Origin of the sequence: Methylomicrobium lacus LW14 (assembly GCF_000527095.1) — a bacterium.
Classification (GTDB): Bacteria; Pseudomonadota; Gammaproteobacteria; order Methylococcales; family Methylomonadaceae; genus Methylomicrobium; species Methylomicrobium lacus.
This window is the reverse complement of record NZ_AZUN01000001.1, coordinates 1161524-1179269: the sequence shown is the minus strand read 5'-3', so window position 1 is coordinate 1179269 and position 17746 is coordinate 1161524. Positions and strand designations below refer to the sequence as shown.

The 17746-nt window shown below is 53.7% G+C and carries 15 protein-coding genes and 1 tRNA gene; 14 read left to right on the top strand and 2 right to left on the bottom strand.

Annotated features, from left to right (window positions below; all coding sequences use genetic code 11):
- Positions 1-67: 67 nt before the first annotated feature.
- The 4 genes from METLA_RS21310 to greA all read left to right on the top strand — a co-directional run bounded on the left by METLA_RS21310 (position 68) and on the right by greA (position 8329).
- A complete protein-coding gene (locus METLA_RS21310; protein ID WP_152539383.1) occupies positions 68-2833 on the top strand; it encodes a S8 family serine peptidase in 2766 nt (921 codons plus the stop codon).
- A gap of 542 nt (positions 2834-3375) precedes the next feature.
- Complete coding sequence (gene carA, locus METLA_RS0105270; protein ID WP_024297558.1) at positions 3376-4497, top strand: glutamine-hydrolyzing carbamoyl-phosphate synthase small subunit; 1122 nt, start codon at positions 3376-3378, stop codon at positions 4495-4497.
- A gap of 80 nt (positions 4498-4577) precedes the next feature.
- Positions 4578-7805 carry a carbamoyl-phosphate synthase large subunit gene (gene carB / locus METLA_RS0105265; protein WP_024297557.1) on the top strand — a complete coding sequence of 1076 codons (3228 nt, stop codon included), beginning with the start codon at positions 4578-4580 and terminating at the stop codon, positions 7803-7805.
- Positions 7806-7849: 44 nt separating this feature from the next.
- Complete coding sequence (greA, locus tag METLA_RS0105260) at positions 7850-8329, top strand: transcription elongation factor GreA (protein ID WP_024297556.1); 480 nt, start codon at positions 7850-7852, stop codon at positions 8327-8329.
- A gap of 61 nt (positions 8330-8390) precedes the next feature.
- Here the strand turns inward: greA and METLA_RS0105255 are convergent, their stop codons facing one another.
- Entirely contained in the window at positions 8391-8750 is a 360-nt protein-coding gene (locus METLA_RS0105255; protein WP_024297555.1) for a YhbY family RNA-binding protein, read from the bottom strand.
- A gap of 48 nt (positions 8751-8798) precedes the next feature.
- On the opposite strand from METLA_RS0105255, the gene rlmE reads away from it, so the two are divergent.
- The 7 genes from rlmE to METLA_RS21780 all read left to right on the top strand — a co-directional run bounded on the left by rlmE (position 8799) and on the right by METLA_RS21780 (position 15227).
- On the top strand, positions 8799-9416 hold the full coding sequence (gene rlmE / locus METLA_RS0105250) for a 23S rRNA (uridine(2552)-2'-O)-methyltransferase RlmE (protein WP_024297554.1): 618 nt from the start codon (positions 8799-8801) through the stop codon (positions 9414-9416).
- A 170-nt stretch (positions 9417-9586) separates the two neighbouring features.
- On the top strand, positions 9587-11500 hold the full coding sequence (ftsH, locus tag METLA_RS0105245) for an ATP-dependent zinc metalloprotease FtsH (RefSeq protein WP_024297553.1): 1914 nt from the start codon (positions 9587-9589) through the stop codon (positions 11498-11500).
- Between the two features lie 112 nt (positions 11501-11612).
- Positions 11613-12953 carry a phosphoglucosamine mutase gene (gene glmM / locus METLA_RS0105240; RefSeq protein WP_024297552.1) on the top strand — a complete coding sequence of 447 codons (1341 nt, stop codon included), beginning with the start codon at positions 11613-11615 and terminating at the stop codon, positions 12951-12953.
- A 54-nt stretch (positions 12954-13007) separates the two neighbouring features.
- On the top strand, positions 13008-13754 hold the full coding sequence (tpiA, locus tag METLA_RS0105235; RefSeq protein ID WP_024297551.1) for a triose-phosphate isomerase: 747 nt from the start codon (positions 13008-13010) through the stop codon (positions 13752-13754).
- 48 nt (positions 13755-13802) lie between these two features.
- Entirely contained in the window at positions 13803-14228 is a 426-nt protein-coding gene (gene secG, locus METLA_RS0105230) for a preprotein translocase subunit SecG (protein WP_425411741.1), read from the top strand.
- A 22-nt stretch (positions 14229-14250) separates the two neighbouring features.
- Positions 14251-14337, top strand: a tRNA-Leu gene (locus METLA_RS0105225).
- A gap of 773 nt (positions 14338-15110) precedes the next feature.
- On the top strand, positions 15111-15227 hold the full coding sequence (locus METLA_RS21780) for a DUF4236 domain-containing protein (protein WP_084480072.1): 117 nt from the start codon (positions 15111-15113) through the stop codon (positions 15225-15227).
- Positions 15228-15773: 546 nt separating this feature from the next.
- On the opposite strand, the gene METLA_RS0105210 is transcribed toward METLA_RS21780, so the two are convergent.
- Entirely contained in the window at positions 15774-16175 is a 402-nt protein-coding gene (locus METLA_RS0105210) for a MerR family transcriptional regulator (protein WP_024297548.1), read from the bottom strand.
- Positions 16176-16194: 19 nt separating this feature from the next.
- Between METLA_RS0105210 and METLA_RS22905 the strand changes: the two genes are divergently transcribed.
- The 3 genes from METLA_RS22905 (at position 16195) to METLA_RS0105195 (ending at position 17584) form a co-directional block, all read left to right on the top strand.
- The gene (locus tag METLA_RS22905) at positions 16195-16470 is read left to right on the top strand and encodes a hypothetical protein (RefSeq protein WP_024297547.1); all 276 of its coding nucleotides are present in this window, start codon (positions 16195-16197) and stop codon (positions 16468-16470) included.
- 287 nt (positions 16471-16757) lie between these two features.
- Positions 16758-16892 (top strand): hypothetical protein, encoded by a 135-nt coding sequence (locus tag METLA_RS23690; protein WP_281171929.1) that lies wholly within the window; start codon positions 16758-16760, stop codon positions 16890-16892.
- 20 nt (positions 16893-16912) lie between these two features.
- Entirely contained in the window at positions 16913-17584 is a 672-nt protein-coding gene (locus METLA_RS0105195) for an SOS response-associated peptidase (RefSeq protein ID WP_029646433.1), read from the top strand.
- Positions 17585-17746 lie beyond the last annotated feature (162 nt).

Sequence of the window (17746 nt, the reverse complement as noted above, 5' to 3'; positions counted from 1 at the left end):
GTTATTATCCGCTAATTCACTTTCATTTAGGGAAGTTGTTTTTGACGAAATCCTAAGTTCGGCAACTTTGAGTCCTGAGTTGCCTGAGGCAACGCCACGCCCTCCCACAAACGCCTCCCCAGTTGTCGATAAAAAATACGAGCGGATAAGCAAACAGCTGCAGGAAAAAATGGCGAAATATCCAGCGGACCAAATGCTCAATGTGATTGTCATGTTAAAGGGTCCTGAAAAGGCCACGACTTTCCAGAAACTGGTAGGCCCATTTCAGGTGAAGCACGAGTTTTCGCTATTTCACGGATTTGCCGCCAAAATGACCACAGCGCAAATTAGGGCGCTTTCAACGGCTCCGCGTGTTTTTGAAATACAAGAGGATGCTGCGGTTAAAGCCTACATAGCTGATGTAAGATCCGATTTTGGTATCAATGCGGCGAGCAGTTTGGCGAGCCCTGCGTTAAGCGGGGCCGGTATTGGTATTTGCGCCATAGATACAGGTGTCGACACAGCGCATCAGCAAACCAACGAGCATGTATTCGCATTTTGTGATGCCACCACGGGAGGATGCAATGTCGCAGCAGACGGAAGTGCGATAACTGCCGGGGAACCTGCGGCTTATGATGATCAAGGTCACGGAACCGCCGTGGTATCGGCTGCGGCCGGCGATGGTAATCCGAATGCAACTTATGCCGGCGTTGCCCGTAATGCCGGTGTTGCTGCGGCCAAAGTTTTAAACTCGAGTGGATCCGGTTCTGATAGCGATGTCATCAAAGGCGTTGAATGGTGTGCCGGTTTGCCTACCGTAAAAGTTTTAAATTTGAGTCTGGGTGAAGTAGATGCCAATACTGCCTCAACCAACGCGTTAACTTTTGCGGTTAATTGCGTCGCGGAGCCGGCTTGGTCTGTTGGAGGAGTAACCTGCGCTTATCCTTCCAGGGCTGCAAAAGTTGTCGTTGCGGCGGCAGGAAATTCGGGGCCGGCGCAATATCAAGTTTTCTCGCCGGGCGAAGCGTTAAAAGCCATTGCAGTTGGAGCCACTTACAATAAAACAGAGGCCGGCGATGCGCTGGCGGCATTTTCAAGCCGTGGGCCCACATGGAATGGGATAATTAAACCCGACTTGGTTGCCCCTGGCGCTAATGTGACTACAGCGAATAGTGGGACCGTAAACGGGTATAGCGGGCGGTTCGGTACCTCCTTTTCGGCCCCCATTGTGACCGGTGTGGTTGCCTTGATGCTGGAAGCCGATCCATCGCTGACGCCCTCTGAAATAAAATCGATCCTTGAAACAACAGCCCGGCACTGGGGCTCCCCGACTAAAAATAATGACTGGGGTGCTGGCCAGATGGATGCCTATAGTGCCATACGGCAAGTTCTAGGTCTTTCACCTGGATCATGGGGATTTTCCGCTCATACCTATTTGACGGGTCATTTAGATCCTGATATCGATAATACGCTGAATGGTGATGAGGAATGGCTGTTTCCTTTCGAACTCAGTAGTCCGAATCTACCGATTGCTGCCACGATGATTATCGGAGGGGATTGGACCTGTGATTGGCAGAATCTGCCTTTTTTTGGCGAAGATTGCGTATCAACAAGCGTGGGGCCTGAGCTTGATATGCAACTGATTAGTTCCGGCGGCACTATCATCGACACGAGCGCTTGCCCTGTTCCTTATTCAGCCGATCCAACTTGCGGCACTGGCAGTTACTCCGGGAATTTATACGGGACCGAGGGGCGGCAGGAAATGCATGTCATAAAGCCCCCGTCTGGAGGTTTTGGTGTCGGCACCTATACGCTGAGAGTTTTTCGAGCTACCGACGCCTACGGAAATTATGACGGTTCTCAACCAGCAGATTTCTTCGTGGAATTACAAAATGCCGCATCGGCTCCTCCTCAGCTTTCTGTGACGATCAACCAAGCCGCCGGTCAAAGCGACCCAAGCAATAGCGCTTCGGTCAACTTTACCGTGGTCTTCAGTCAACCCGTCAGCGACTTTGCTACTGGCGATGTGACGCTCGCCGGCACGGCCGGTGCGACGACGGCGACGGTGACAGGAAGTGGTACTACCTACAACGTAGCGGTGAGCGGAATGACTCAGAGCGGCGCGGTAACCGCCTCGATCAACGCTGGCGCGGCTCATGACAGTGGTGGAAATGCCAATACGGCATCGACAAGCACCGACAACGTAATCAGCTACGATACCACGAGTCCGACCGTGACGATCAATCAAGCGGCCGGTCAAAGCGACCCAACCAGCAGTTCGCCAATCAATTTCGCCGTCGTATTCAGCGAGCCGGTCAGCGGCTTTGCTACGGCCGACGTGGTGCTTGGCGGAACGGCAGGAGCGGCGACGGCGACGGTGACAGGAAGTGGTACGACTTATAACGTAGCGGCGAGTGGAATGACGCGAACCGGCACCGTGATCGCTTCGATCGCGTCCGGCGTGGCTCAGGATGGCGCAGGAAACGGTAATGCGGCTGCGACCAGTACTGACAACACGGTAAATTATCAGCCAGCGGTAGTGAGCTCGCCTGCAGCCCCAAGTAATCTCTCTGCTGCTGCGGTCTCCCAAACCCAAGTGAATCTTGCTTGGACGGATAACTCCAATAACGAAACACAGTTCAGGATCGAACGATGCACAGGGAGTAAATGCAATTTTTCGTCGCTTTCACTCCTGATTATTTTGCCCAGAATCGACGCCAGCTCTACCGGGAATATTAATTATCAGGACACCAATGCGGTTCGAAATACTCGTTACAAGTACCGGGTACGGGCAGAAAACGCCAGCGGTCCATCGGCATTTTCGAATATTGCATCGGCAACGACGCCCAGATAGAATGAATCGGGAGTGATTCGGTAAGATCCAAGGCATCACGCGCCTCCCGCTTGACCCAAGCTGGAGGTGCGTTGTCAACCTTCAGTCGATTTGCTGGGTTGCAGGAGTGAGAATGGGGGAGGAAAATTTGCCTCGCGTTTCGGACGCGCCTCAATTGCTTTCGGCGCGTTGTTGGGTTTTGACGACTCAATTCCTTCGCTGGCTGGGTGGATTCAAGGCATTCCATTCGAGCGAAATGATGCTGATCACATCAAGCGCAAACGATTAAAGAGCGCGAATGCGTAACGAACAATGAGTCCACAGGCGGTATGAATTTTGTTGGCTAATCGCACATAAAGCGATAAAAATCAATAATTTAGTTGTTGTTGGTGGGCGCATTGTAATCGCGTTACTGCCGCTAAAAGGCAATTTAAACTGCCTATGGAGAAAAAATTGTTAATGACCAATCCCTGATATTTTTAGTAAAATGGCACGATTTCAATTTTATAACGGGATGCGTTCGTACGGATTCATCCCGTTTTGTGCATTTAGAGGTGACGTGTTTGACTAGACCCGCTTTATTGGTTTTGGAGGATGGAACAGTATTTCATGGCGTGTCGATCGGCGTCGACGGCTGTTCGGTAGGCGAAGTCGTATTCAATACCGCGATGACCGGTTATCAGGAAATCCTGAGCGACCCGTCCTATGCCAAACAAATCGTGACGTTGACCTATCCGCATATCGGCAATACCGGCTGTAACAGCGAAGACAACGAGTCTGCGCGTGTGTTCGCGAGTGGTCTGGTGATTCGGGATTTGCCGGTGCTGGCCAGCAACTTCCGTTCCGAGCAGACCTTGCAGCAATATCTTAAGGCCAATCAGGTCGTCGCGATTGCGGATATCGACACTCGCAAACTGACCCGACTGCTTCGTGACAAGGGCGCGCAGCGCGGCGCGATCATCGCCGGCGAAACGGTCGATGTCGAAACCGCGAAAGCCGCGATCGACGGCTTTCCGGGCTTGAAAGGCATGGATTTGGCGAAGGTCGTGTCGGCAACCGAGACTTACGAATGGACCGAAAATACCTGGCAACTCGGCGAGGGGCACACCCAGGCCGAAAATCTGACCAAGCATGTGGTCGCCTATGACTTCGGCATCAAACGCAACATTTTGCGCCTGCTCGCCAATCGCGGCTGCCGGGTCACGGTCGTGCCGGCCGAGACGCCTGCCGAAACCGTGCTGGCGATGAACCCGGACGGCGTGTTCCTGTCGAACGGCCCCGGCGATCCGGAGCCTTGCACCTACGCAATCGAAGCGATCCAAAAAATTCTCGCGACCCAAACGCCGGTATTCGGCATTTGCCTCGGGCATCAGTTGTTGGCCCTGGCCAGTGGCGCGAAAACCGAGAAGATGAAATTCGGCCACCACGGCGCCAATCATCCGGTGCAGGAAACCGCGACCGGACGGGTGATGATCAGCAGCCAGAACCACGGTTTCGCGGTCAATAAGGACAGTCTGCCTGCGCATGTGGTTCCGACCTTCTATTCGCTGTTCGATGGCAGCCTCCAAGGCCTCGCGCGCACCGATTGCCCCGCGTTCAGCTTCCAGGGCCATCCCGAAGCGAGTCCGGGTCCGCACGATGTCGAGTCGTTGTTCGACGCTTTCATCGAATTAATGAATAAATAAATTGCAGGCGGAAGGCTAAAGGCAGGGGATAAACTCATCCTTTCGCTTTTTGCCTTTCGCCTTTAGCCTTAATTGAGAACATGCCAAAAAGAACCGACATAAAATCGATCTTATTACTCGGTGCCGGCCCGATCGTGATCGGCCAGGCCTGCGAATTCGATTATTCAGGCACGCAGGCCTGCAAGGCGCTGCGCGAGGAAGGCTACCGGGTCATCCTGGTCAATTCGAATCCGGCCACTATCATGACCGATCCGGACATGGCCGATGCGATCTATATCGAGCCGATCGACTGGCAAACGGTCGAGAAAATCATTGAAAAGGAGCGCCCGGACGCAATTTTGCCGACCATGGGCGGGCAGACCGCCTTGAACTGCGCGCTCGCCCTGGATGCGAACGGCGTGCTCGAAAAATACGGCGTCGAGATGATCGGCGCGAGCAAGGAGGCGATCAACAAGGCCGAGGACCGCGAGCTGTTCAATCAGGCGATGCGCAAGATCGGTTTCGAAGTCGCCAAGTCGAAGACCGCACATTCGCTCGAAGAAGCGCTGGCCGCGCAGCAGGAAGTCGGCTATCCGACGATCATCCGGCCGTCGTTCACAATGGGCGGCAGCGGCGGCGGCATTGCCTATAACCGCGAAGAATTCATCGAAATCTGCGAACGCGGGCTGGACCTGTCGCCGACCAACGAACTGTTGATCGAGGAGTCGGTGCTCGGCTGGAAAGAGTTCGAGATGGAGGTCGTGCGCGATTCGAAGGACAACTGCATCATCGTCTGCTCGATCGAAAACTTTGATCCGATGGGCGTGCACACCGGCGACTCGATCACGGTTGCGCCCGCGCAAACCCTGACCGACAAGGAATATCAGATTCTGCGGAATGTCTCGGTGGCGGTACTCCGCGAAATCGGCGTCGATACCGGCGGCTCGAACGTGCAGGTTGCGATCAATCCGAAAGACGGCCGCATGGTCGTGATCGAAATGAATCCGCGTGTGTCGCGTTCGTCCGCGCTGGCCTCGAAAGCGACCGGCTTCCCGATCGCGAAGGTTGCCGCGAAACTCGCGGTCGGCTATACGCTCGATGAGCTGAAGAACGAAATCACCGGCGGCAAGACCCCGGCCTCGTTCGAGCCGACGATCGATTATGTGGTCACCAAGGTGCCGCGCTTTACGTTCGAAAAATTTCCTCAGGCCGACGACCGTCTGACTACGCAGATGAAATCGGTCGGCGAGGTGATGGCGATCGGCCGCACCTTCCAGGAATCGCTGCAAAAAGCCTTGCGCGGACTCGAAATCGGCATCAGTGGACTCGATGAAATCATCGACATGCAGGAAGTCGATGCCGCCGAAAATATGCAGCGCGAACTGCGTCATCCGGGTCCGGACCGCCTGCGCTATGTCGCCGATGCGTTCCGCAACGGCATGTCGCTCGAAGACGTGCATGACGCCAGCAAGATCGATCCGTGGTTCCTGGCGCAGGTCGAGGATTTGGTCGTGACCGAAAAGTCGCTGTCGACCAAGACCCTGGCGACGCTGAAAGAAGGCGAACTGTTCCGGCTGAAGCGCAAAGGCTTTTCGGATCAACGCCTGGCCAAACTGCTCGGCGCGACCGAATCGGAAGTGCGCAACGTCCGCCACAAGCTCGGCGTGCGCCCGGTTTTCAAGCGCATCGACTCGTGCGCGGCCGAATTTTCGTCCGACACCGCCTATCTGTATTCGACCTATGAGGAAGAATGCGAGGCGCGCGTTACGGATCGCGAAAAGATCATCATTCTCGGCGGCGGTCCGAACCGGATCGGGCAGGGCATCGAATTCGACTATTGCTGTGTACATGCGGCGTTGGCGTTGCGCGAAGACGGCTACGAGACGATCATGATCAACTGCAATCCTGAGACCGTTTCGACCGACTTCGATACCTCCGACCGGCTGTATTTCGAGTCGTTGACGCTCGAAGACGTGCTCGAGATCGTGCACATCGAAAAGCCGAAGGGCGTGATCGTGCAATACGGCGGGCAAACGCCGCTGAAACTCGCGCGCGCTTTGGAAGCGGCCGGCGTGCCGATCATCGGCACCTCGCCTGACTCGATCGATCTGGCCGAAGACCGCGAACGCTTCCAGAAACTGCTCGAACGCCTCGATCTGAAGCAGCCGCCAAATGCGACCGCGCGTTCGGTCGAACAGGCGTTGAATGCGGCGAAAGAACTGGGTTATCCGCTGGTCGTGCGGCCTTCCTATGTGTTGGGCGGCCGGGCGATGGAGATCGTGTTCAACGAGGAAGGCCTACAACGCTACATGAAAGAGGCGGTCAGCGTGTCGAACGATTCGCCGGTGTTGCTCGACCGTTTCCTCGACGATGCGGTCGAGATGGACGTCGATGCGATCTATGACGGCGAGAACGTGCTGATCGGCGGCCTGATGGAGCATATCGAGCAGGCCGGCATCCATTCGGGCGACTCGGCCTGTTCCTTGCCGCCTTATGAATTGTCGATGGAGTTGCAGGATCGTTTGCGCGAGCAGGTGCGGGCGATGGCCGAGGCCCTGGGCGTTATCGGCCTGATGAATACGCAATTTGCGATTCAGGGCAACGATATCTATGTGCTGGAAGTGAATCCGCGCGCCTCGCGCACCGCGCCGTTCGTGTCGAAGGCGACCGGCTACCCGCTGGCGAAAATCGCCGCGCGCTGCATGGTCGGCAAATCACTGGCCGAGCAGGGCGTCACGAAGGAACGCATCCCGGATTATTATTCGGTTAAGGAAGCGGTATTCCCCTTCGTGAAGTTCCCCGGCGTCGACCCGCTGTTGGGGCCTGAAATGAAATCGACTGGCGAAGTCATGGGCATCGGCAAGACCTTCGGCGAGGCATTCGCGAAGTCGCAACGTGCGACCGGCGTCAAGCTGAATCACAGCGGCAAAGTATTGATCAGTATCCGCGATGCAGACAAGCCGAAATTGCCCGAGATCGCGCGCATGCTGACCGAAAAGAAATATGAAATCGTCGCGACCGGCGGCACCGCGAAGGTGTTGCAGGAGGCGGGCATTGCTTGCGAGGTGGTGTACAAAGTGAATCAGGGCCGCCCGAATACGGTCGACATGATCAAAAACGGCCAGATTCAGATGATCATCAATACCACCGAAGGCAAGAAGGCGATCGCCGATTCGTTTACGATGCGCCGCGAAGCCTTGCAGCACCGGGTCAACTATTACACCACGATGGCCGGCGCGAAAGCGGCCTGCTATGCGTTAGGCGAGTTGGATGCGGGCAGCGTGAACTGCTTGCAGGATTTGCATCGAAGCGTTGCGGATTTGTATTGAATTCCCGAAAAGGAATGTTAAAAATGATTGGAGTTGTAAATTAAATGACTACGAAAGTACCTCTTACCGTGAAAGGCGCGGAAAAACTGCGCGTCGAACTGGAAGAACTGAAAACGGTGACCCGTCCGCGCATCATTCAGGCGATCGCGACCGCGCGCGCGCACGGCGACCTGAAAGAAAACGCCGAATACCACGCCGCGCGCGAACAGCAAAGCTTCGCGGAAGGCCGGATCAAGGAAATCGAAGCCAAATTGTCGAATGCGCAGGTCATCGACGTGACCAAGCTCGATCCGAACGGCAAGGTCGTGTTCGGTGCGACCGTCGAGATCGAGGATATGGATTCAGGAAAAACGGTGACTTACCAGATCGTCGGCGAAGACGAAGCAAATATCAAGGAAGGCCGCATTTCGATCGGTTCGCCGATTGCCAGAGCGCTGATCGGCAAGGAAACCGGCGATGTCGCCACGGTCAAGGCGCCGAGCGGCAATGTCGAATATGAAATTATCTCGATCGAGTATATTTGAGTTTGAAAACAGGGTTCAAGGCGCCGGGATTATCACGCGTCTGCCTTGAACCTTGGGTTTTTTACCAGCGGTTAGTAAAATCCTTTTTGGGCTTGGGCTTGGGCTTTGGCTTTGGCTTTGGCTTGGATTTCTTAATCGGCGCCTCTTTTTTAATCCTTTTCTCGGGATTGGATCTGTATAACACCGCAATTTGTCCGATCATCTGAATCAGTTCGGCGCCGGTCGACGCGATGATTTCCTGACTGATCCTTTGGCGATCTTCCCTTTCGGCGCGTATTCTAACCTTAAGCAATTCGTGGCAGTCGAGCGCGATTTCGATCTCAGCCAGGACCGCGGGCGTCAGTCCCGCCTGGCCGATCATGATGACCGGTTTTTGGCTGTGCGCCTCGGCCCGGAGTTGTTTCTTATCCGTTGAGTTCACTCAATTTTCCTAAACAAAAACGCCTATTCTACACCAAAAATTTTTGCCATGGCCCGAACAAAAAGCAGCAGTCGCTGGATGCAGGAACATTTTGACGATGAATACGTCAAAATGGCACAGAAGCTTGGTTATCGCTCGCGCGCGGTCTTCAAGCTGAAGGAGATACAGGAAAAAGACCATATCCTGAAGCCGGGGATACGTGTCGTCGATTTGGGAGCCGCGCCGGGTGGCTGGTCGCAGTACGCCAAACAACTGCTCGGCAATCAGTGTCAGATCATCGCGCTGGATATTCTGGACATCGAGCCGATCGACGGCGTCGAATTCATTCAGGGCGATTTTCGCGAACAAACGGTATTCGATCAATTGATGGCGGCGCTCGAAGGCAAACGCGTCGATCTGGTGATGTCGGACATGGCGCCGAACATGAGCGGCAGCAAGGGCGTCGATCAGCCGCGCGCGCTGTATCTCGGCGAGTTGGCGCTGGAAATGGCACAAGCCGTGCTGGCCAAAGACGGCACGTTTTTGGTCAAGCTGTTTCAGGGCGAAGGCTTCGAGGCTTATTGCAAACAGGTGCAGCAGTCATTCGCGAAGGTGCTGATTAGAAAGCCGAAGGCCTCGCGTCCCCGCAGCAATGAGGTTTATTTGCTGGCGCGGGGCTTTAAATGACAGAAAACATCCTCATCTCTGTGGAAATGGCAGGAAATTGCGTGGTGAAATGGTTTTTTTGCGATGCGAACACAGGAAATATCGGCGGGTAATGCGCCGCTCTGCTGTTATAATGATACTTGCTTTATTACGAGAGCCCTTAGCGGCCCAGGTCGTGTAAATTGAACGAAATGTTGAAAAATATAATTTTATGGGTGGTCATCGCCGTCGTGCTGATGTCCATTTTTAACAATTTCGGTCCGCAGATGGAAGGCGCGGATTCGACGTTGTCTTATTCGCAGTTCATCGAGGCGGTCAAATCCGGCCAGGTCAGCCAGGTGATGATCGATGAGCAGGTTGTCAAAGGCAAGCTGCAGACCGGCCAGTTATTTAGAACCTATGCGCCGAACGACCCGCACATGGTCGATGACTTGCTGGCTAACGGCGTCGATGTCAAGGCCACGCCGCCTGAACAGCCTTCATTATTGATGCAGTTGCTGGTGTCGTTTGGGCCGATGCTGCTGTTGATTGCGGTCTGGGTCTTTTTCATGCGCCAAATGCAGGGCGGCGGCGCCGGCGCGCGCGGAGCGATGAGCTTCGGCAAGAGCAAGGCGCGCATGCTCGAAGAAGATCAGATCAAGGTGACGTTCGCCGATGTTGCAGGCTGCGACGAAGCGAAGGAAGAAGTCGTCGAGATGGTCGATTTCCTCAGGGATCCCACCAAGTATCAGCGATTAGGCGGCAAAATTCCGCGCGGCGCGTTGATGATTGGTCCTCCAGGCACCGGTAAAACCTTGTTGGCGCGGGCGATTGCCGGCGAAGCCAAGGTCCCGTTTTTCACGATTTCGGGCTCGGATTTCGTCGAAATGTTCGTCGGCGTTGGCGCCTCGCGGGTGCGCGACATGTTCGACCAGGCCAAAAAACATGCGCCCTGCATTATCTTCATCGACGAGATCGATGCGGTCGGCCGTCAGCGCGGCGCCGGTCTCGGCGGCGGCAATGACGAACGCGAGCAGACCCTGAACCAGTTGCTGGTCGAGATGGACGGTTTCGAAGGCAACGAAGGCATCATCGTGATCGCGGCGACCAACCGTCCCGACGTGCTCGACAAGGCCTTGCTGCGTCCTGGCCGCTTCGATCGGCAAATCACCGTTGGTCTTCCGGATGTCAGAGGCCGTGAGCAAATTTTGAAGGTGCATCTGAAAAAAGTACCGACCGACACCGATGTCGAGATCAAATACATCGCGCAAGGCACGCCGGGCTTTTCCGGCGCCGATTTGGCGAATCTGATCAATGAAGCAGCGCTTTTTGCGGCCAGATTTAACAAGCGGGTGGTCAATATGACCGATCTCGAAAAAGCCAAGGACAAGCTGATCATGGGCGCGGAACGGCGCTCGATGGTGATGAACGACAAGGAAAAGAAGATGACCGCGTATCACGAAGCGGGACATGCGATCGTCGGCAGAGTCGTGCCCGAACATGATCCGGTCTACAAGGTCAGCATCATGCCGCGCGGACGTGCCTTGGGCGTAACGATGTTCCTGCCCGAACGCGATCAGTACAGCGCCAGCAAGCAAAAGCTGGACAGCATGATTTCGAGCTTGTACGGCGGTCGTATCGCCGAGGAAATGATCTTCGGTTGGGAGCAGGTCAGCACCGGCGCCTCGAACGACATCGAGCGCGCGACTGAACTGGCCCGGAACATGGTGACCAAATGGGGCTTGTCGCAACGTTTGGGGCCGTTGGCGTACAGCGAGGAAGAAGGCGAAGTGTTTTTAGGACGTTCGGTCACGCAACACAAGACGGTTGCGGAGGAAACTTCGCACACGATCGATGAAGAGATTCGTTCGATCATCGACCGCAACTACGAGCGCGCCGAAAACATCTTGAAGGAAAATATCGATATTCTGCACGCGATGGCCGATGCGTTGATCAAATACGAAACGATCGACAAATATCAGATCGACGATCTGATGGCGCGGAAAACGGTCAGAGAGCCGCAGGGTTGGGACGATTCCACTCCGACTTCGTTTCCTTCGATCGGCGATGCCAATTCGAAAGACGATAAGCTCGGACCTTTGGGCGAAGCCGCCAAACAAAATTAGGCGTCGCTGATCCACTCGATTGAGTGAACAAGGAGAGGCTACTTGCCAGTAGTCTCTCCTTTCTTTTTTGTATAAGTTGACGCTGAATTATTTCCACGCAGGATAATAGAACATGGCTAAAAAATATTTTGGAACCGACGGGATTCGCGGCACGGTCGGCAACTATCCGATTACGCCGGATTTTTTTCTGAAACTGGGCTGGGCCGCCGGCAAGGTTTTCGCCAGCGAAGGTTCCGGTTTCGTGTTGGTGGGCAAGGATACGCGTATTTCCGGCTATATGTTCGAATCGGCGATCGAGTCGGGGCTGACCGCCGCCGGCGTCGGCACCCGCCTGCTGGGGCCGATGCCGACGCCCGGCATCGCCTATCTGACCCGCACGCTACGTGCCAAGGCCGGCATCGTGATCAGCGCCTCGCATAACCCTTACTACGACAATGGCGTGAAGTTCTTTTCGGTGTTGGGCACCAAGTTGCCTGACGAAGTCGAAGAGCAGATCGAGTACTACCTGGATTCACCAATGACCACGGTCGATTCGTCGAGTCTCGGCAAGGCCAAGCGTGTGGTCGATGCGGCCGGGCGCTATATCGAGTTTTGCAAGGCCAGCGTGCCGCCGAGGCTGGATTTCAAGGGACTTAAAATCGTGATCGATTGCGCGCACGGCGCGACCTATCACATTGCGCCGCACGTATTTCGCGAAGTCGGCGCCGACGTGGTCGTGCTCGGCGGTGAGCCGAACGGTCTGAATATCAACGAGCAATGCGGCGCGACACAGCCGAACAACCTTGTGCAGGCCGTGCTCGCGCAGCAGGCCGATCTCGGCATCGCGCTCGATGGCGACGGCGACCGCTTGATCATGGTCGATCATAAGGGGGAAATCGTCGATGGCGACGAGCTGGTTTACATCATCGCCAAATCCCGCTTGCAGGAAGGCCTGCTTTACGGACCGGTAGTCGGCACGCTGATGACCAATCTGGGTATGGAAATCGGCTTGAAGCATTTGGGCGTCAAATTATTGCGCGCGAATGTCGGCGACCGCTATGTGATGGAAATGCTGGTCGAACATGAGGGTCTGCTCGGCGGCGAAGGCTCCGGCCACATCATCTGTCTGGATAGGACCACGACCGGCGACGGCATCATCTCGGCTTTACAGGTGCTGGCCGAAATGCATAACAGCGGGCAAACGCTGTATGAGTTGAAGTCCGGCATGCAAAAATTTCCGCAGGTGCTGGTTAACGTCAAAACCGAGAAAAAGATCAATCCCGATCAGAGCGAGCCGATCCAAAAAGCGCTCAAGGCGGTCGAACAAAAACTCGGCAACGAGGGCAGGGTGCTGCTGCGCGCTTCGGGCACGGAGCCGTTGATACGGGTGATGGTCGAAGGTCGTTATGAAGACACGGTCAATGGCTATGCGAATGAACTCGCCGACGTGGTCAGAAATTCAATGCGGGCTTGAAACCCGGCGCATTTTGCTTTATCATACGCGATTTAGTTCATTGAGGGGAAAATGATGCGTCGGTCTCTGGTTGTTGGCAATTGGAAAATGAATGGCTCGCTCGCCAGCGCAAAATCGCTCGTGCAAGGTATCCTTGCAGGCCTCGGCAACACCGAGGGCGACATTGCGGTTTGTGCACCTTACGTTCAAATTCCGGCCGTCAGTGAACTCGTCAAAGGCACTCATTTGGGGCTTGGCTCGCAAAGCATTGCCGATAAGGCTTCCGGCGCCTACACCGGCGAAATCTCCGCCGCGATGCTGGCTGAGTTCGATGTCCAATATGCGATCGTCGGCCATTCCGAAAGACGCAGCTATTACGGCGACACCAACGAATCGGTCGCTGCGCGTTTCATTCAGGCGCAAACGCAAAACATTATCCCGATTTTGTGCGTCGGCGAAACCTTGGAACAGCGCGAGAAGAACGAAACCTTCGCGGTCATCGATGAGCAATTGGATGCGGTAATCAAAGCCGCCGGCATCGAAGCCTTCAAAGGCGCAGTAATCGCCTACGAACCGGTCTGGGCCATCGGTACCGGCATGACCGCGACCGACGACCAGGCGCAGGAAGTCCACGCTTATATCCGCAATTATTTTGCGAAGCAGAATCAGGACATCGCCGCTAAATTGCAAATTTTGTACGGCGGCAGCTGCAAACCGGATAATGCCAAAGGCCTGTTCGCGATGCCCGACATCGATGGCGGCCTGATCGGCGGCGCATCACTGGATGCCGATTCTTTCCTGAAGATTTATCACTCGATTTAAGAATTTTTTAGACTTTCTATGTATCAGGCTATTATAATAATTCACGTCTTGCTGGGCTTAGGCATCATCGGCCTGGTGCTGATGCAGCAAGGGAAAGGCGCCGACGCAGGGGCAGCTTTCGGAAGCGGTGCATCCGGTTCGGTTTTCGGCGCGCAAGGCGCTGCCTCGTTTCTGTCCAGAACCACTGCGATTCTGGCCACCCTGTTTTTTGCAACTAGCCTGGGTCTTGCCGTATTCAACGGCCACCGCGGCGGCGCAACCGACATCATGAGCGGCGCAGCCAGCGATACAGAAAGCGTGGCATTGCCGCCTGTTGAAGGCGCTAAAGTCGATGCTCCGGTTCCTGCTGCACCTCAGCCGGCAACTGAAGCGGCTCCAGCAGTACCAGCGCCTGTTGCGGCTCCAGCTCCAGCGGAGCAACCGGCAGCAACTGCACCAGCCGTTGAGCCGAAAAAAGAAGCCGCTAAAAAATAAGGCTTCCTGATCCAAAATATTTGCCGACGTGGTGAAATTGGTAGACACGCCAGCTTGAGGGGCTGGTGGAGGCAACTCCGTGAAGGTTCAAGTCCTTTCGTCGGCACCAAATTAAGGTTTTAATAAAACCAAAGAAGTGCAAAAACCCGCAAGCTGCAAGGCTTAGCGGGTTTTTTATTGTCCAACGAAGTACAACGAAATACAGTAACATTCGACAAAAATAACAGTAAGATTTACAGTAACCTTAGAGCAAGCCCAAAAAGTTACTGCATTCATCTCATCCAGATACCAAGGCGGCTTGAGTTTTATCGACAGCATAACCCGTGCCGCCTCGTTTTTTTGGGCTGTTGCGTCAGATTCACCGGTTTTAGCCGTACTAAGGCCAACAACATCCCGATAAAACAATCTAATCGGCACTTGCTCCAGCCCAGATGACCTTTTAGAATTACTCTTAGTCCATCGCTCAATTCCATTTCACCTCCTGCCTGGTCGCAAGAGAGTGAAACCGATTAGCGATGGACTTTCAAACTCCTTATTTGCCCTTCTTGTAAATCAATGGTTTAGGTTTTTTGTCGTGTACAGAGACCCGAGTCTTCAAAAGAGACGCCCCTACTGAAAGCGGAATCAGGTGTGCGTTTAAGATGGCATCCAAGCGTGATGATAACGAAAAGTCAAACCCGGAAGATTGCCGGGTTGGGTCCAGAGTGGCTTCTCCGAGAGCAAGTGTTCCAAAGAAATCCATACATAATTTTATTTTGTGAGGCTTAGGGAAATTATGTATTTCGGGCTCAGGCAAAGAGTGAGAATCGCTAAAGTAGAAATTAAGATAATAGGAATATACTCAATTTTGAGACTGACTTTATTTGCTGGAGCGAGGTGGCTATGATTTTCAGATTCAAGCAAAGGGCAAGAATGGCCAAAGGCGTGCGGCTGAATATCGGCAACAAAGTGATAGGCCTGTCGCTTGGCGGAAGGGGTTGGGCGGTGCATATCTGGTAATATGTGGAGAAGCGCGGCGGGATTCTAGCGATCAAGGCTTTGGCGGCTTTGGCCGGGTGGTTGGCTGAATGTTTATTGCCTTGGCGGTTTTTTGCGAATCGAAATTGTAAATTTATGTGGAATGGTGGGGGTGGAGATGTCGGCAGATATTAACCATGATTTGATAGTCTCTATGCAAGCTGCATACATCGAATGGAAGCGCGGGATACTAGGTAAGTGGGAAATGGATAATGACGTTCTGATAAATCAAGCACGGAGCCTTTGCGCTGCGTTGTTGGTAGAACAGCATATGTTATCCATCGATAACAAAGCGCGGTTTGATCGTCTTGACCTCCTGGCAACGCGCGCTTATCGCCGTTATCAGCGCCGGTTGAATCGCTGCGTTTTATGTTACCAACATCAGATATATGACTGTAAGCGGGACGGGCAGTCTCGATGCAAGAAAACAAATCAAGGGATTAGGGAATCAGCCTCCTCTATTCCTCAAGGCTTCATCGGGGCTACCTCGCTATAAAGATGGCGAAGCAGGAAACAAGCACAAATTTCTTATTCCGATCTTCCTAGCAGGGTATGGATGATCGGACATGCCGCCCCGGTGCTGCCGCATTTCTCCACCAGATTGGACAGGGCCGTTTCCATCGAGATCAAGCCTTCGATACGTTCTCGGATGAGAATAAGCTTTCTAAGAGCGATTTCTTTTGCTTCCCCGCAATGCCGTTCCTCCTCAAGACTTAGTAACTCTGAAATCTCAGCGAGTGAAAAACCCAGTTTTTGGCCTTGCTTAATGTATCGCACTCTCTGCACATCGTGTTCGGAGTAACGCCTAACGCCCTGTGACGGCCTTGCCGGTTCTGCAAGCAGGCCGCGCCGTTGATAAAAGCGAATCGTTTCGATCGTCGCCCCGGATTTTTCCGCCAGTATGCCAATCGTAAAGTTATTTTGTGCCATTGCGCTTGACTCCGTACCTATGTACGGAGTTTATGATAAACGTTCGGAGCTTAAAAAACTTAAATTTATAATAAAAAGTATCTTAGCGATCAATATGCTTTCGCCCACACTGACGAAATATTTTGTGCACATGACACCTTTCGTCATGAACTTTGCAGCCCTCTCGGTAACCGTCGCTTTTAGTGCTATATTGCTGGCACGTTTATTTGGCGGAAAGTCTTCAATTAAGCGCCAAACAATTTTTAGCATTGTCAGCTTTATCGGCATCTGTGTGGCAGCTTATTGGGTTGTATAAGCTATATGGCAAATAGATAATGCACAGGCCATCGTTCGCGATTGCTGGGTTCGAGCCTAAGTCCATCGCGCTGTGTTGGTAAACCAAGCGAACATAGGCAAATCTGGGCTAACCGGCTGATCGGTAGTGTGGCAATAGGGTTTATGAAATAAAAACCCGACGGAGAGGGGAGGTGAACTATTCGTTATTATAGGGGCCCAATAGAAAGCACCCAAAATATATTCCAGTATGAAAAAGCAGAACATAAGGCGGGTAATAAGTAATCTTCATCAAATGAGGTGATAGCCATGTTGAGGATGGTGTTCGAAGTCGTCATGGTTTTGGCGATCGTTTTAGCATTAGTCATGATAACGAGGGTTGCCGCACTGGAAAATAAAAAAATCGGCACCGATGGCGACGATAGCGGCGATAACAGCGCATAATTAACGAATATAAAACACCGATGTGTGGTCGATTCGCTCTTTACAGTGACCCATTTGCTTTAGCTCATCGCTTCAGTGCGGAAGTACCGACAGGCCTGCGCCCGCGATTTAATATCGCACCGACGCAAGCCATTCTAATGATGCGGGAGGAAAGCAATAGAAGGTGCTTCACATTAGCTCACTGGGGGCTGATTCCACGTTGGGCGAAGAACAGGGACATCGGTTATCCCGCTATCAACGCTCGTGCAGACACCATTGCTTATAAGCCAGTATTCCGAGACGCTTATCGGCGCCGGCGCTGCCTGATACCCGTGGACGGGTATTACGCATGGCAAGCTGTGCCGGGTTCAAAAGCTAAGCTGCCCTGGTTTATCGTACTGCGCAGTCGCTTACCGATGGCCTTGGCAGGACTCTGGGAAAGATGGCGGAGTCCGAAGGGGGAATATGTGGAAAGCTGCGCCATGATCGTGACGGAGGCGAACACATTGCTGCGTCCGATTCAAAATCATATGCCGGTGATCCTAGCGCCCGGCCATTGGAATGATTGGCTTGAATCGACAGTCCATGATGTCAAGTTACTTCAAAGCTTTCTGAAACCCTCTCCCGACGACGATATGTCGGCCTGGCAGGTGAGTGCGATGGTCAATAATCAGAGGAACGATTCCGAGGAATGCATTGAGGCGGTGGTGTGATTGTCTATAGAAGTTACGCATTGACGGCTGGCTGAAAATGTGGGTTGAGATACTCCCTCCTGGCATAATATCCACAATAAATGCAGCGATGACTTCGTTGAATGAATCTCGCCAAACGATGGCAATTCCGGATCAGATCCAGGACTTTTAGGCGCTGCAAAT